The organism is Pseudonocardia sp. TMWB2A, assembly GCF_017312135.1.
In genome coordinates this window covers 4,675,112-4,689,471 of sequence record NZ_QKQY01000002.1, presented here as the reverse complement: position 1 = coordinate 4,689,471, position 14,360 = coordinate 4,675,112, and the positions used below count along the sequence as shown (strand labels likewise).

General features: G+C 76.0%; 15 protein-coding genes and 1 riboswitch. Of the genes, 9 read left to right on the top strand and 6 right to left on the bottom strand.

What is annotated here, in order from left to right:
- Positions 1–11: 11 nt before the first annotated feature.
- The 7 genes from cobO to DMP17_RS36485 all read left to right on the top strand — a co-directional run bounded on the left by cobO (position 12) and on the right by DMP17_RS36485 (position 6,492).
- On the top strand, positions 12–626 hold the full coding sequence (gene cobO / locus DMP17_RS36515; RefSeq protein WP_226357851.1) for a cob(I)yrinic acid a,c-diamide adenosyltransferase: 615 nt from the start codon (positions 12–14) through the stop codon (positions 624–626).
- Positions 620–1,984 carry a cobyrinate a,c-diamide synthase gene (locus DMP17_RS36510; RefSeq protein WP_337831915.1) on the top strand — a complete coding sequence of 455 codons (1,365 nt, stop codon included), beginning with the start codon at positions 620–622 and terminating at the stop codon, positions 1,982–1,984. The genes cobO and DMP17_RS36510 overlap by 7 nt, the downstream gene beginning before the upstream one ends.
- A 53-nt stretch (positions 1,985–2,037) precedes the next feature.
- Positions 2,038–2,538, top strand: coding sequence for a cobalamin biosynthesis protein (locus DMP17_RS36505; RefSeq protein ID WP_226357849.1), 501 nt, complete (start codon positions 2,038–2,040; stop codon positions 2,536–2,538).
- Positions 2,535–3,755, top strand: coding sequence for a uroporphyrinogen-III C-methyltransferase (cobA, locus tag DMP17_RS36500; RefSeq protein ID WP_226357848.1), 1,221 nt, complete (start codon positions 2,535–2,537; stop codon positions 3,753–3,755). Before DMP17_RS36505 ends, cobA begins: the two co-directional genes overlap by 4 nt.
- Before the next feature lie 52 nt (positions 3,756–3,807).
- Positions 3,808–4,314, top strand: a complete 507-nt coding sequence (locus DMP17_RS36495) for a MarR family winged helix-turn-helix transcriptional regulator (RefSeq protein ID WP_178372855.1) — start codon at positions 3,808–3,810, stop codon at positions 4,312–4,314.
- Complete coding sequence (locus DMP17_RS36490; protein ID WP_337831914.1) at positions 4,311–5,900, top strand: chloride channel protein; 1,590 nt, start codon at positions 4,311–4,313, stop codon at positions 5,898–5,900. The genes DMP17_RS36495 and DMP17_RS36490 overlap by 4 nt, the downstream gene beginning before the upstream one ends.
- Positions 5,898–6,085: riboswitch (cobalamin riboswitch) on the top strand. Its footprint overlaps the gene before it by 3 nt.
- Positions 6,086–6,120: 35 nt before the next feature.
- Entirely contained in the window at positions 6,121–6,492 is a 372-nt protein-coding gene (locus DMP17_RS36485; protein WP_226357846.1) for a hypothetical protein, read from the top strand.
- 19 nt (positions 6,493–6,511) lie between these two features.
- On the opposite strand, the gene DMP17_RS36480 is transcribed toward DMP17_RS36485, so the two are convergent.
- From DMP17_RS36480 to DMP17_RS36470, 3 genes are all read right to left on the bottom strand, one after another.
- On the bottom strand, positions 6,512–7,972 hold the full coding sequence (locus DMP17_RS36480; protein ID WP_337831913.1) for a DNA polymerase IV: 1,461 nt from the start codon (positions 7,970–7,972) through the stop codon (positions 6,512–6,514).
- A gap of 7 nt (positions 7,973–7,979) precedes the next feature.
- Complete coding sequence (locus tag DMP17_RS36475; protein WP_226366263.1) at positions 7,980–8,687, bottom strand: 4'-phosphopantetheinyl transferase family protein; 708 nt, start codon at positions 8,685–8,687, stop codon at positions 7,980–7,982.
- Between the two features lie 123 nt (positions 8,688–8,810).
- Positions 8,811–9,020 (bottom strand): hypothetical protein, encoded by a 210-nt coding sequence (locus DMP17_RS36470; protein ID WP_226357843.1) that lies wholly within the window; start codon positions 9,018–9,020, stop codon positions 8,811–8,813.
- Positions 9,021–9,274: 254 nt separating this feature from the next.
- On the opposite strand from DMP17_RS36470, the gene DMP17_RS36465 reads away from it, so the two are divergent.
- Both DMP17_RS36465 and DMP17_RS36460 read left to right on the top strand, forming a co-directional pair.
- Positions 9,275–10,405: an NAD(P)/FAD-dependent oxidoreductase gene (locus DMP17_RS36465; RefSeq protein ID WP_337831912.1), complete on the top strand. Its 1,131-nt coding sequence runs from the start codon at positions 9,275–9,277 to the stop codon at positions 10,403–10,405.
- Between the two features lie 35 nt (positions 10,406–10,440).
- Entirely contained in the window at positions 10,441–11,649 is a 1,209-nt protein-coding gene (locus tag DMP17_RS36460) for a cytochrome P450 family protein (RefSeq protein ID WP_226357841.1), read from the top strand.
- 52 nt (positions 11,650–11,701) lie between these two features.
- Here DMP17_RS36460 and DMP17_RS36455 read toward each other — a convergent pair whose 3' ends face one another.
- From DMP17_RS36455 to DMP17_RS36445, 3 genes are all read right to left on the bottom strand, one after another.
- Positions 11,702–12,328, bottom strand: coding sequence for a 3-oxoacid CoA-transferase subunit B (locus tag DMP17_RS36455; protein ID WP_337831911.1), 627 nt, complete (start codon positions 12,326–12,328; stop codon positions 11,702–11,704).
- Between the two features lies 1 nt (position 12,329).
- On the bottom strand, positions 12,330–13,073 hold the full coding sequence (locus DMP17_RS36450; protein WP_226357839.1) for a CoA transferase subunit A: 744 nt from the start codon (positions 13,071–13,073) through the stop codon (positions 12,330–12,332).
- A gap of 242 nt (positions 13,074–13,315) precedes the next feature.
- Positions 13,316–14,233, bottom strand: coding sequence for an MOSC domain-containing protein (locus DMP17_RS36445; protein ID WP_226366260.1), 918 nt, complete (start codon positions 14,231–14,233; stop codon positions 13,316–13,318).
- Positions 14,234–14,360 lie beyond the last annotated feature (127 nt).

Sequence of the window (14,360 nt, the reverse complement as noted above, 5' to 3'; positions counted from 1 at the left end):
AGGAGACCACCGTGCCGCAGGGACAGGTGTCCGTCACGCCCACCGACGGGCTCACCACCCGCCAGCGTCGCAACCGGCCGCTGCTGGTGGTGCACACCGGGGTGATGAAGGGGAAGTCGACCGCCGCGTTCGGGATGGCGCTGCGCGGCTGGAACCAGGGCTGGTCGATCGGGGTGTTCCAGTTCGTCAAGTCCGCGAAGTGGAAGGTCGGCGAGGAGGAGGCGTTCCGCGCCCTGGGCGAGGTCCACGAGCGGACCGGCCAGGGCGGGCCCGTCGAGTGGCACAAGATGGGCTCGGGCTGGTCCTGGTCGCGCAAGGCCGGCACCGAGACCGACCACGCCGCCGACGCCGCCGAGGGCTGGGCCGAGATCCGCCGCCGGATCGAGACCGAGGCGCACCGCGTCTACGTGCTCGACGAGTTCACCTACCCGCTGAAGTGGGGCTGGATCGACGTCGACGAGGTCGTCGACGTGCTGGTCAACCGGCCCGGGCAGCAGCACGTGATCATCACCGGCCGGGACGCCCCGCCGGCCCTGGTCGAGGCCGCCGACCTGGTCATGGAGACCACGAAGGTCAAGCACCCGATGGACGCCGGACAGAAGGGCCAGCGGGGGATCGAGTGGTGACCACGGCCCGCGCGCTGGTCGTCGCGGCGCCGTCGTCGGGGAGCGGGAAGACCACGGTCGCGACCGGGCTGATGGCCGCGCTGTCGCGGCGCGGCACCCGGGTCGCACCCTTCAAGATCGGGCCGGACTACATCGACCCCGGCTACCACACCCTCGCCGCGGGCCGCCCGGGCCGGAACCTCGACGTCGTCCTGCAGGGCGCCGACCGGCTCGCCCCGCTGGCCCGGCACGGCGCCCGGGACGCCGACGTCGCCGTCGTCGAGGGGGTGATGGGGCTGTTCGACGGCCGCATCGCCGACGGCGCCGGGTCCACCGCGCAGGTCGCGGCGACCCTGGGCGCGCCGGTGGTGCTGGTCGTCGACGTCCGGGGGCAGTCCCGGTCGCTGGCGGCGCTGCTGCACGGTTTCCGCTCGTTCGACGACTCCGTGCAGGTCGCGGGCGTGATCCTCAACCGGGTCGGGTCCGACCGGCACGCGCAGGTCTGCCGGGCCGCGGCCGAGGAGGTCGGGCTCCCGGTGCTGGGCGCGGTCCCGCGCCGGGCCGAGCTGGCGGTGCCCTCGCGGCACCTGGGCCTGGTCACCGCCGCCGAGCACGGCGCCGCCGCGACCGCCGCGGTGGACGCAATGGCCGCGCTCGTCGCCGAGCACGTGGACCTCGACGCCGTCCTCGCCCTCGCCCGCCCGCTGCCCGACGGCCCCGTCTGGGACCCGGCGGCCGAGCTCGGGGCGGACCCGGTCCCGGGACGTCCGGTGGTCGCGCTCGCGGGGGGCCCGGCCTTCGGGTTCGGCTACGCCGAGCACGCCGAGCTGCTCACCGCGGCCGGTGCCGACGTGGTGACCTTCGACCCGCTGCGCGACCCCGCGCTCCCGGCGGGCACGGCCGCGCTGGTGCTGCCCGGCGGCTTCCCCGAGGAGCACGTCGGCGCGCTCGGGGACAACGCGCCGCTGCGGGCGCAGGTCGCCGCGCTGGCCGCGTCCGGGGCGCCCGTGCACGCCGAGTGCGGCGGGCTGCTGTACCTGTGCCGCGACCTCGACGGGACGCCGATGTGCGGGGTCCTCGACGCGTCGGCGGGGATGACCCCGCGGCTCACCCTCGGCTACCGCGACGCGGTCGCGGTGTCGGCGTCGCCGCTGTTCGCGGCGGGCGAGCGGGCCGGGGCGCACGAGTTCCACCGGTGCGCGGTCACCCCGCGGGCCGGGGCCGCCCCCGCCTGGGCGTGGCGCGGCGGCGAGCCGGAGGGCTACGTCGACGCCCGGGTGCACGCGTCGTTCCTGCACACCCATCCGGCCGGTGTGCCCGGCGCCGTCGCCCGGTTCGTCGCGGCGGCCCGCCTCGGCGTCCCGGCCACGCTCGCATGATCACCGGTTGTGGAGCGGAGCGTCCGCGTGCCGAGCGCTCCGCTCCACAACCGGTGATCACGGTCGGGGTGGGGCTGCGGCCGGGTACCACCGAGGCCGCGGTGCGCGCGCTGCTGGACCGGGTCGCCGCCGCGCACGGGCTGGAGCTCGGCGACGCCGTCGTCGCCACCCTGGACCGGCGGGCGTCGGAACCGGGGCTGCGGGCGGCCGTCGCACCGCGGGAGCCGCACGGGTTCGCGGCCGCCGCGCTGGCCGCGGTCGCGGTGCCGCGGCCGGATGCCCGGGTCGCTGCGGCCGTCGGGACCTCATCGGTCGCAGAGGCCGCCGCACTGCTCGCCGCCGGCGACGGTGCCCACCTGATCGTCGGTAAGACCGCTGGTCAGGGCGTCACGGTCGCCGTGGCCGCCCGATCGGCGGGTGTGGGATTGCCCTCCGGGGTCTCCTCCGAAACATGCGGGTCCGGCTATCGTCCGGCGTCGCCGTCGAGCGGGGGCCCCGCGCAGGGAACCGCTGCCACCGCCGGGCGTCGGAGTCCGGGAGAGGAACGTCGTTGAACGCGCACCACGAGCAGTACCTGGTCGGGCTGGACCTGGCCGGCCGCCGGGCCGTCGTCGTCGGTGGGGGACAGGTCGCCCAGCGGCGTGTCGCCCGCCTGATCGCCGCGGGAGCGGTCGTCGAGGTCGTCTCGCCCGAGGTCACCCCGGCGGTCGAGGGCATGGCCTCGGCCGGGGAGATCACCTGGACGGCCCGCCGCTGGACCGACGGCGACCTCGCCGGCGCCTGGTACGCGATCGCGGCCACCGACGAGGCCGCGACCAACGCCGCCGTCGTCGCCGAGGCCGAGCGGGACCGCGTGTTCTGCGTCCGCGCCGACGACGGCGACAAGGGCACCGCGGTCACCCCCGCCACCGGCGGCTACGACGGGCTCACCGTCGGCGTGCTGGCCCGGGGCGCGCACCGGCGGTCCGCGGCCGTGCGCACCGCGCTGGTCGAGGCACTGGCCGCCGGCGTCGTCGACGAGTCGGCCGAGCCCCCGCAGGCCGGTGTCGCGCTGGTCGGTGGCGGCCCCGGCGACCCGGAGCTGATCACCGTGCGCGGACGGCGGCTGCTGTCCCGCGCCGAGGTCGTCGTCGCCGACCGGCTCGGCCCGCGCGACATCCTCGACGAGCTGTCCGCCGAGGTCGAGGTCATCGACGCCTCGAAGATCCCCTACGGCCGCGCCATGGCCCAGGAGCGGATCAACGAGCTGCTCATCTCCCACGCCCGGGCCGGGAAGTTCGTGGTCCGCCTCAAGGGCGGCGACCCGTTCGTCTACGGCCGGGGGTTCGAAGAGGTCCAGGCGTGCGCCGCGGCGGGGGTGCCGGTGACCGTCGTCCCGGGCATCACCAGCGCCTTCGCCGCACCGGCCGTCGCCGGGACGCCGGTGAGCCACCGCGGGGTCGCGCACGAGATCGTCGTCGTGTCCGGGCACGTCGCGCCGGGTGACCCGCGCAGCCTCACCGACTGGACCGCGCTGGGCCGGATGACCGGCACGATCGTGCTGATGATGGCCGTGGAGCGGCTCGGGAAGTTCGCCGAGGCGCTGATCTCCAACGGCCGCCCGGCCGACACCCCGGTGCTGATCGTGCAGGACGGCACCACCCGCATCGAGCGGTCGGTCCGCGCGACGCTGGAGACCGCCGAGCAGGTGGCGACCGAGCAGGAGATCAGCCCGCCGGCGATCGTCGTGATCGGGCCCGTCGCGGGGCTTCAGGCGCCCGTCGGGGGGTGACCCCGACGACTCGTTGCACACTGCAAGTTTGCAATGTGCAACGATCGGTGGCGTGACGGACGAGATCGATGACGTCGTCGACGCGGTGATGACCGCGAGCCGGGCGATGCTCTCCGTGGTGGCCGGATCCCTGGCCGCCGCGGGGGAGCAGGCCGGCGGGACGGCGGGCGAGGTGACCCTGCCGCAGTACCGCGCGCTGGTCGTGCTGGCCCAGCACGGCACCCGGCGCCCGGCCGACCTGGCCACGGCGCTGACCGTGTCGGCGTCGACGGCGACCCGGATGTGCGACCGGCTGGTGAGCCGCGGCCTCGTCGCGCGCACCCGCACCGGCGACGACCGCCGCGAGGTCGCCGTCGCGCTCAGCCCGGCCGGGCGGGCGCTGGTCGACGAGGTCACCCGGCTGCGTCGGGCCGAGATGCACCGGCTGCTCGCGACGCTGCCCGCCGCCGAGCGCACCGCGGTCCGCGACGCGCTGCGCCGCTTCGCCGAGGCCGCGGGCGAGGTCGGCGAGACCGACTGGGCCGTCGCGCCCGTGCCCGCCGAGGACGGTGCCCGGTGACCGCGGTCCGCGCGCTGCACCGCGCGCTCGTCGGCACCCGGCCGGGGCTCGTCGGCCTGGCGACGGTCATCGGGATCGGCGCCGGCATCGGGTCGGTGCTGTTCCACGAGCTGATCCTCGGCGTGACCTGGCTGGTCACCGGCCGGGAGGACTTCTCCGACGCCGGCCGGGTCGCCTCGCCGCACCTGCCCGGGCTGGGGGTCTGGTTCCTGCTCGTCGCCCCGGTGCTCGGCGGCCTGGTGTACGGCCCGCTGGTCCAGCGGTTCGCGCCGGAGGCCCGCGGGCACGGGGTGCCGGAGGTGATGCTCGCCGTCGCGCGCCGGGGCGGGCGGATCCCGGCCACCGTAGCCGCGGTGAAGGCGCTCGCGTCGGGGATCTGCATCGGCACCGGCGGCTCCGTCGGCCGGGAGGGCCCGATCGTGCAGATCGGCTCCGCGGTCGGCTCGGCCATCGGGCAGTGGCTGCGGGTGCCCGCCACCCGGCTGGTCCTGATGGTCGCCTGCGGCGCCGCGGGCGGCATCTCCGCGACGTTCGACGCCCCGATCTCCGGGGTGGTGTTCGGCCTGGAGCTGATCCTGCGGTCGTTCAGCGCCGAGGCCTTCGGCGTGCTGGTGATCAGCTCGGTGGTCGCGAACGTCGTCGCCGAGGTGATCGCCGGGGACCGCGCGATCCTGACCCTGCCGCACTTCGACCTGGGCAGCCCCGCCCAGCTGCCGCTCTACGCGCTGCTGGGGCTGCTCGCGGGGCTGCTGGGCTGGGCCTTCGCCCGCATCCTCTACGCCGTCGAGGACGCCTGCGACGCCGTCTGGCGCGGCCCGGAGTGGCTGCGCCCGGCCGTCGGCGGGCTGCTGCTCGGCGCGCTGCTGCTGGCGCTGCCCCAGATGTACGGCGTGGGCTACCCGGTGCTGGAGGCCGCGATCGGCGGCCGGTACGTCGTCGGGTTCCTGCTCCTGCTCGTCGTCGGGAAGATCCTCGCCTCCAGCCTCACCATCGGCATAGGCGGGTCCGGCGGCGTCTTCGCGCCGTCGCTGTTCGTCGGCGGCACCGCCGGGACCGCCTTCGGCTACGTCGCCGCGGCCCTGTTCCCGGCGCTCGACCTGCACCCCGGCGCGTTCGGCCTGGTCGGCATGGCGGCGGTGTTCGCGGGGGCCGCCCACGCCCCGATCACCGCGGTGCTCATCGTGTTCGAGCTCACCGGCGACTACGCCCTGATCCTGCCGCTGATGGCCGCCGTCGTCCTGGCCACCGGCCTGTCCAACCTGGTGTCGCGGGACAACATCTACACGCTCAAGCTGCTGCGACGCGGGATCGACCTCGCCGCCGACACCCCGACCGACGAGGCGCTGCGCCGGGTCGTCGTCGCCCAGGTCATGCGCCCCGCCGACGGCACGACGCCCGACCCGGAGCTGCCCGCCCTGGACCCGGGCGGCTCCGTGCACGACGTCCTCGGGGTGCTCGCGGCACACCGGGGCGCCGCGCTGCCCGTGCGGGAGGGGCCGGACGGGCCGCTGCTCGGGACGCTGACCGAGCACGACCTGCTCGACCATCTGCGGGGAGTGGCCGGGCGGGGGACTGTTGACCGCTAACCCGGTCGCGTGATGGGCTCCCGGCCGACGACGGAACAGGAAGCCGGTGCGAGTCCGGCGCGGTCCCGCCACTGTCACCGGGGAGTGCCCTCCCCACACCGGCGCCACCGCCCGCGAGGGTGGGAAGGCCGGGGAGGGCGTGCCGATCCGGGAGCCAGGAAACTGCCCGTCGTCGCGGATTCCCACTGGTGAGGGCGCGGACCCTCGAGGAGGACATGCGATGAGCCACGACCTGGTGGTGCTCGGTACCGACCCGTCCGGCGACGACGCGCCCCGCCCGGGTGCGCACGACCTGCTGGCCGAGGCCGAGACGGTCTTCGCCTTCCCGCAGGCCGAGTCGACCGCCCTGTTCTACGCCGAGGCGTGGCGGGTCGAGCCGGTCACACCGCGCGACGCCGTCGCCCGGATCGGGGCCTGGGCCGCCGCCGGGCCCGCCGGAGCCGCGGTGCTGCTGGTCGGGGGCGACCCCGCGGGCGACGCCGCGCTCGGCGCCGTCCTCGACGGGCTGGCCCGCACCGCCCCCGCGCTGCGCGCCCGGGTCGCCGAGGGCAGCCGCGTCGCACCGCCGCACCGCAGCCCGCTGATCGGCTGAGCCCGCACGGGGCCCGGGCTCAGGCCCGCCAGCTGCCCAGCGGGTCGGCCCGGGTGAGGTCCGGGTCGGCGGCGTCGAGCGTGCGGGTGCGTCCGGGGCCGGTGAGCGCGGTCTCGAACCGCACGGTGACCCGCCCGTGCCCGGCGCCCTGGACCCAGCCGTGGCCGTGCTCGGGGTGGGCGACGTCGTCGCCGGCGCGCCAGGGCCGGTCCGGGTCGGGTTCGCGGTCGGGCCGGTCCGGGCGGAGCGGGCCGGGCACGTCGCCGGGCTCCACGGTCGCGCCGGTCCCGGTGGCTGCGTCGCTCTCCGGGGGAGCGTCGAGCACGGTCACCCCCGCCGCCGCGGCCGGGCCGGCGGCCGCGGGCGCGGAGTCGGGGGCCGGGGCCGTCGTCCACCCGCTCTCCGAGGGCACCGCGTCGAACAGCGCCAGTGGCGGCTCGTCGCCGAAGCCGGACACCGACACCCCCAGCAGCCGCACCCCGCCCTCGCCGACGGCGCCCTCGGCCAGCCGCCGGGCCACCGCGACCAGGGTCGCCAGGTCCCGGGTCCCGAAGGGGGTCGTCTCGGACCGGGTGTGGGTGGTGAAGTCCCCCGTCCGCGCCTTCACCGTGACGGTGCGGGCGGTCCGGCCGTCGGCGACCAGGCGCCGGTGCACGGCGACGCAGATCGACTCCACCGCGGTGTGCACCGCGCTCATCGCGGTCAGGTCGGCGTCGAAGGTCGTCTCCGCGCTGATCTGCTTGGCCGCGCCGCGCGGGGCGACCGGACGGTCGTCGATGCCGCGCGCCAGGCGGTGCAGCTCGGACCCGACGGCGCCGCCCAGCACCCCGGCGACCTCGCGGGCGTCCATCGCGGCGAGCTGTCCGATCGTCTCGATCCCGATCTTCCGCAGCGCCTCGCCGGAGACCGGCCCGATGCCCCACAGCGACCGCACCGGCAGCGGGTCGAGCACGGCGGCCTGCTCGGCGTGGGCGATCACCCGCAGCCCGTCCGGCTTGGCCAGCTCGGAGGCGATCTTCGCGACCTGCTTGCCCGATCCGGCACCCACCGAGGCGGGCAGCCCGGTGCGCTCGCGCACCGCGCCGCGCAGCCGGGTGCCCCACTCCCGCACCCGGTCCGGGGAGGCCCCCACGAGGTCGGGCGGCTCCACGAACGCCTCGTCGACCGACACCGGCTCGAGCACCGGGGAGAACTCGCCGAGGACGGCCATGACCTCCTCGGACAGCGCCTTGTACAGCGAGAACCGGGGCGGCAGGACGGTCGCGTGCGGGCAGCGCCGCCGCGCCTGGCCCATCGGCATCGCCGAGCGGGCCCCGAACACCCGCGCCTGGTAGCTCGCCCCCGCGACGACGCCGCGCGGCCCTGCGCCGCCGACCAGGACCGGCCGGTCGGCCAGCGTGGGCCGGGTCAGCTGCTCGACGGAGGCGAAGAACGCGTCCATGTCCAGATGCAGCACCCAGCGGTCGGCCGCCGCGGTCACCTCACCATCACCCGTGCATCGTGCCCCGGCGCACCGACAGGACCGCGTCGCCGTCGGCGACGGCGACGGCCGGGGCCACCGGTCCCGCCCCGGCGACGGCGCCCGGGTGGTCGTCGAGACCGGTGGCGACGTCGGCGACCCACCAGCTCCCGCCGGTGCCGGTCCAGCCCAGCACCCGGGCCGGGGCGTGCGGCGGGGACAGCGTGATCGCGTCCATCGGGCTCGACAGGCCCTCGCCGGTGGCCTTGAGCAGCGCCTCCTTGCGGGTCCAGGTGACCAGGAACCCGGTGCCGTCGGGCGTGCCCGCGGCGAGCTCGGCGGGGGAGAGGGCGTGCCGGACCAGGCCGTCGAGGCCGGACAGCGGGCGGTGCGCCTCGACGTCGACGCCGACCGGGCCGGTCCCGACCGCGACGCCGACCAGCGCGCCGGAGTGGGTCAGCGAGAAGCCGGGGTCGTCGCCGCGCCCGGCCAGGCGCGGCTTGCCGTGCGGCTCCCCGCAGCGACAGGTCCGGTCCAGGACGAGCGCGGCGGGGTCGGCGTCGAGCCGCTCGGCGAGCACGAGCCGGGCCAGGGCGTGCGCGGCGAGGTAGCGGGCGCGGTCCTCGGGCCTGCGCAGTGCGCGGAGCCGCTCGCGTTCATGGGCGTCCAGCAGCGCGACGAGGTCGGCGCGGTCGCCGGGATCGGCCGGGGCGGCCCACCAGACGGTGACGGTCACGGCGTCCAGCCTTCCACGTCGCCCCCGCACCGGGCCCCACCGCCGGGAGTGATCACGGATCGGGCACGCGGAGGGTCGCCTGCCGACGTCCCCGGTGCCCGATCCGTGATCGTGCCCGTGCCCTCAGCCGCTGCGGCGGGCGGCGAAGTCCGTGCGGACGTGGGCCGGGCGGGCCTGCGGGGCCGGCCCCGCCGTGCGCGGTACCGCCGGGCCGCCCGGGGCGCCGGACCGGCCGCGCTTCGCCGCGCGCCGCTCGGCGCGGTTGGCGGGCGTGGGCGCCCCGGCGGGACCGGTGTCGGCGGTGGGGACAGGGGTGTGGCGGGTCGTGGGCATACGACCTCCTCGGAGCATCGGGTCGGACTCGGACCGGGTGCGGAGGGCCGGTGACGCGCGGGGACGCCGGAAGGGCCGCACGAGGGCGGCGACGGTTCCGGGCCCGGTGGACGTCACGGGCCGGCGGCGGGGGCGCGGAGGTCGACTCCGCGGGCCGCTCAGAGGAACCGGATCAGCATGGCGGCGACGCTACGACGACCGCCCGGGCCGGGGCCACCGGTTTTCCCCGGTGCCGCCGACCTATCGTCGCGGGCATGGAGACGGCGGACGTGCTGGTGGTCGGCGGCGGCATCGCCGGGGTGTCGGTCGCGTGGGAGCTGGCCGCGCACGCCCGCGTCGTGCTGACCGAGGCCGAGCAGGACCTGCCGGTCCACTCCACCGCCCGCTCGGCCGCCACCTACATCCCCGGTCACGGCTCCGGCCCGTTCCGCGCGCTGATCGACGCCTCCGGGCCGCGGTTCGCCGCGCTGCCCGAGCAGCTCGGGACGCCGCCGCTGCTGTCCCCGCGCCCGGTCCTGCACCTCGCCGACGACGAGCAGGCCGCCGACCGTCTCGCCACGACGCTGCGCGAGCAGCACGGCGAGCCCGGCGCCCCGGTCGCCCTGGACCCCGCGCAGGCGTGGCGACGCGCGCCGGTGCTGCGCCGTGCCCCGCGTGCGGCCGCGTGGACCGCCGGTGCCTGCGACGTCGACACCGCGGCCCTGCACGACGGCTATCGGCGCGGGCTGCGCGCCCGCGGCGGCACCGTGCTGCGCGGCGCCCGGGTGGCCGCGCTGGACCGGGACGGCTCCGGCTGGAGCGCGACGACGACCGCCGGGCACCGGGTGCGGGCGGGAGTGGTCGTCGATGCGGCCGGGGCCTGGGCCGACGCGGTGGCGGCGCTGGCCGGTGTGCCCGGCGCCGGGTTGACCCCGTACCGGCGCACGATCGCCGCCTGCCCGGTCGGTGACCCGTCGGTGCTCACCGTCGACGGTGCCGTCCTGCCGATGATCGCCGACGCCGCGGAGCGCTGGTACCTCAAGGCCGAGGCGGACATCGTGCTGGTCTCCCCGGCCGACGAGACCCCGGCCGAGCCGGGCGACGCGCGGCCCGAGGAGCTCGACGTCGCCCTCGCCCTGGACCGGGTGGGCTCGGTGACCACGCTCGGGCTGCGGTCGGTCCGGACCGCGTGGGCGGGGCTGCGGACCTTCGCCCCCGACCGTGCCCCGGTGCTGGGCGCGCGCCCGGAGCACCCGGGCTTCTTCTTCGTCGCGGGGCAGGGCGGGTCGGGCATCGAGTCCGCCCCGGCGCTGGCGGCGCTGGCCGCGTCGGTCGTCCTGGGCCACCCGGCCCCGGCCGACGTCGGGCTCGACCCCGCTGTGTGCTCGGTCACACGACTGACGTAAGCGGTCGCTTACCCATGGCTGGCACCATGGTCCCCATGGCGCTGACCACCACCGGCACCGAGACGCACGACCTGTTCTCGGGCGACTTCTGGACCGACCCGCACCCCGCCTACGCGGCCCTGCGCACCGAGGAGCCGGTGCGGGAGCTCGCACTGCCGGACGGGAAGGCGTGGCTGATCAGCCGCTACGCCGATGTCCGCGCGGCGTTCGTCGACCCGCGGCTGAGCAAGGACTGGCGGTACACGCTCCCCGCCGACCAGCGCGAGGGCCAGCCGGCCGCGCCGATCCCGATGATGATCCTGATGGACCCGCCGGACCACACCCGGCTGCGCAAGCTCGTCGGCCGCTCGTTCACCGTGCGGCGGATGAACGACCTGCAGCCCCGGGTCGAGGAGATCACCCAGGAGCTGCTCGACGCGCTGCCCGCCGAGGGCCCCGTCGACCTCATGCGCCAGTACGCGTTCCTCGTCCCGGTGCTGGTCATCTGCGAGCTGCTGGGCGTCCCGGCCGAGGACCGCGACAGGTTCTCCGCGTGGTCGTCGGTGATGGTCGACGACTCTCCGCAGGAGGAGAAGTTCGCCGCGATGGGCAGCCTGAACGGCTACCTCGCCGAGCTGATCGAGCACAAGCGCACCGAGCCCGACGACGCCCTGCTGTCCGGCCTGCTCGCCGTCAGCGACGCCGACGGCGACCGCCTGTCGTCCGAGGAGCTCGTCGCGATGGCGACGCTGCTGCTCATCGCCGGGCACGAGACCACGGTCAACCTGATCGGCAACGGCGTGCTCGCCCTGCTGACCCACCCCGAGCAGCGCGCCCGGCTGCAGGCCGACCCGTCGCTGATCACCTCGGCGGTGGAGGAGTTCCTGCGCTTCGAGTCCCCGGTCTCGAACGCCCCGATGCGGTTCGCCAGCGAGGACGTCGAGTACTCCGGGGTGACCATCCCGGCCGGGTCGACCGTCATGCTCGGGCTCGCCGCGGCGAACCGGGACCCGGAGTGGCTGGAGGACCCGGAGCGGCTCGACATCACCCGGGACTCGTCGTCCGGGGTGTTCTTCGGTCACGGCATCCACTTCTGCCTGGGCGCGCAGCTCGCGCGCACCGAGGGCCGGGTGGCGATCGGCAAGCTCATCGCCCAGCGGCCGGACCTGGCGCTGGCCGTCGAGCCGTCCGAGCTCGAGTACCGCGAGTCGACGCTGGTCCGGGGCCTGTCCCGGCTGCCGGTCACGCCGGGCGAGCCCGCCTGAGGGCGGCGCCGCCGCCGGGCGCGACCGAGGGGGGTGCGCCCGGCGGGCGGTGTCAGCGCAGCGGTGCGCCGGTCTTCTCCCGCACCTCGTCGGCGCTGACGCCGGGCGCGGTCTCGACCAGCTCGAGCCCGTCCGGCGTCACGTCGATCACGGCCAGATCGGTGACGATCTTCGTGACGCAGCCCAGGCCGGTGATCGGCAGCGAGCACCGCTCGACGATCTTGGGAGACCCGTCCTTGGAGACGTGGTCCATCATCACGATCACCGAGCGCGCGCCGTGGACGAGGTCCATCGCCCCGCCCATCCCCTTGATCATCTTGCCGGGGATCGCCCAGTTCGCGAGGTCGCCGTTCGCGGCGACCTCCATCCCGCCCAGGACGGCGACGTCGAGCTTCCCGGCCCGGATCTGGCCGAAGCTCTCCGCCGAGCCGAAGAAGGCGGCGCCGTCGGCGACGGTGACGGTCTCCTTGCCGGCGTTGATGAGGTCGGCGTCGACCTCGTCGTCGGTGGGGTAGGGGCCGACGCCGAGGATCCCGTTCTCCGAGTGCAGGACGACCGTCCGGTCCTCGGGGATGTGCCCGGGCACCAGGGTCGGCATGCCGATGCCGAGGTTGACGTAGGAGCCGTCGGGCAGCTCGACCGCGACCCGGGCGGCCATCTCGTCACGGTTGAGGGCCATGTCAACGCACCGTCCTGAACTCGACCGGCTTCTCGGCGCCGGGGACGTGCAGCACGCGGTGCACGTGGATGCCGGGGGTGTGCACCGCGTCGGGGTCGATCTCCCCGGGCTCGACCAGGTGCTCGACCTGGGCGATCGTGGTCCGCCCGGCCGCGGCGCAGTCCGGGTTGAAGTTGCGCGCCGCGCGCCGGAACACCAGGTTGCCGTGCCGGTCGCCCTTCCAGGCGTGGACCAGCGCGAAGTCCGGGGTGAGGGCGCGCTCGAGGACGTAGGTCACGCCGTCGAACTCGCGGGTCTCCTTCGCCGGGGACTCGACGGCGACCGAGCCGTCGGAGGCGTAGCGCCAAGGCAGCCCGCCCTCGGCGACCAGCGTCCCGACCCCGGCCGGGGTGTAGAACGCCGGGATGCCCGCGCCGCCGGCCCGCAGCCGCTCGGCGAGAGTGCCCTGCGGGGTCAGCTCCAGCTCCAGCTCGCCGGCCAGGTACTGGCGGGCGAACTCCTTGTTGTTGCCGACGTAGGAGCCGATCGTGCGCCGGATCCGCCCGGCGGCGAGCAGGGTGCCGAGGCCGAAGCCGTCGACGCCCAGGTTGTTCGAGATCGTCTCCAGGTCCGTCGCGCCCTGCTCCAGCAGCGCCGCGATCAGCACCGTCGGAACCCCGGACATGCCGAACCCGCCGACCGCGAGCGACGCCCCGTCGCCGATGTCGGCGACCGCGTCCGCGGCGGATGCCACCACCTTGTCCATCACGCACCTCCGTCGCCGACGACGGTACGCGGCGTACGACAGACGCACAAGCGTTCGTTATGCGAACACATGCGGAGCGGCGTCCGCGCCGAGATGCAGCTCAGCGGGGCCGGGGGTGCCCCGCATCCCCGCTGAGCTGCATCTCGGCGACCGCCCCGCGGCTCAGCGCGGCCCGCGGCCCGGCCCGCGGCGACGCCGGGGGTGCGGCGTCCGTGCGGAGGGCCGGGCCGGGCGGGTGGTGGTCAGGCCGGGGCGGGGGCGGTGTGCGGGTCCCCGACGGCGATCTCCCCGCCCGCGGCGACCTCGGCGTACACGCCCGCACAGGCCCAGACCCCGCCGACCTGCGGGATCTCGATGCGGTTGTTCTTCGCGATCGTGCGCAGGGTGTCCGGGTCGTTAGGCAGGTCGCCCTGGGCGAGCGTCGTCATGACGCACCGCATGGTGGCGAAGGAGAAGGTGACGCGGGCCTCGTCGCCGATCGTCGACGTGCTGCCCGGCCAGTCGTTCTCGACGAAGCCGGGGCCGCCGTCGGGGGAGGAGTCGGCGCGGAGCACGATGTTCGGCCGGTAGCGCAGCGGGTCGAAGGTCGCCTCCGGCGCGAGCTCACGGAGCCGGTCGAGGGTGGACTCGGTGAGGACGTGCAGCGACGACAGGTCGAAGAACGTGCCCGGCGCCCCGAACGCGGAGATGTCGAACCGGCTGATGACCTCGCCGGAGTCCTCGTGCCGGGTCGTCGTGTCCTCGATGAGCTTGCGCGGCGCGAGCTGCTGCGGGGTGAGGCCCTCGATGTCGGGCCACAGCTCCTCGAAGTAGCTGCCCTCCGGCGGCACCGAGATCAGCGACACGTCCCGGCCGAGCGCGGCGGACAGCGCGGTGTCCAGGCCCTCGTCGTCGCTGCGCAGGACCGAGCCGTCCGGGAAGGTGATCTCGACCGGCGGCAGCGGCTCCCCGGTCACCGGCTCGGCGACGAACCGGGCCGAGAAGCTGAGCAGACCGAGCCAGCGCTTGGGCACCTTGGCGCTGGCGATGCTCCCGGTCTCCGTGTCGAGCACCGCGTAGGCGCGGTCGCCCAGCAGTCCTCGTTCGGTGATGGTGGCCCGGGTCAGGGACTCCCCGAGCATCGACTTGACCGGATAGCGGTAGAGCGCGGCGACCGTCATGTCCGGTGTATATCGGCCCGTCCGTTCGACGCGCACGGCCCGAACGGACGGGCCCGCGAGAGCGCTCCTCAGCTGAGGACACGACCCCTGCCGACGGCCGCAGATGCGCGGCCGTCGGTGCCCGGTT

Excerpts from the sequence above, each read along its gene's own strand:
- DMP17_RS36455 (WP_337831911.1), bottom strand. The coding sequence starts at position 12,328 with ATGGCCCTCAACCGTGACGAGATGGCCGCCCGGGTCGCGGTCGAGCTG.
- DMP17_RS36470 (WP_226357843.1), bottom strand. The coding sequence starts at position 9,020 with ATGCCCACGACCCGCCACACCCCTGTCCCCACCGCCGACACCGGTCCC.
- DMP17_RS36460 (WP_226357841.1), top strand. The coding sequence starts at position 10,441 with ATGGCGCTGACCACCACCGGCACCGAGACGCACGACCTGTTCTCGGGC.
- DMP17_RS36450 (WP_226357839.1), bottom strand. The coding sequence starts at position 13,073 with ATGGACAAGGTGGTGGCATCCGCCGCGGACGCGGTCGCCGACATCGGC.
- DMP17_RS36465 (WP_337831912.1), top strand. The coding sequence starts at position 9,275 with ATGGAGACGGCGGACGTGCTGGTGGTCGGCGGCGGCATCGCCGGGGTG.
- DMP17_RS36485 (WP_226357846.1), top strand. The coding sequence starts at position 6,121 with ATGAGCCACGACCTGGTGGTGCTCGGTACCGACCCGTCCGGCGACGAC.
- DMP17_RS36445 (WP_226366260.1), bottom strand. The coding sequence starts at position 14,233 with ATGACGGTCGCCGCGCTCTACCGCTATCCGGTCAAGTCGATGCTCGGG.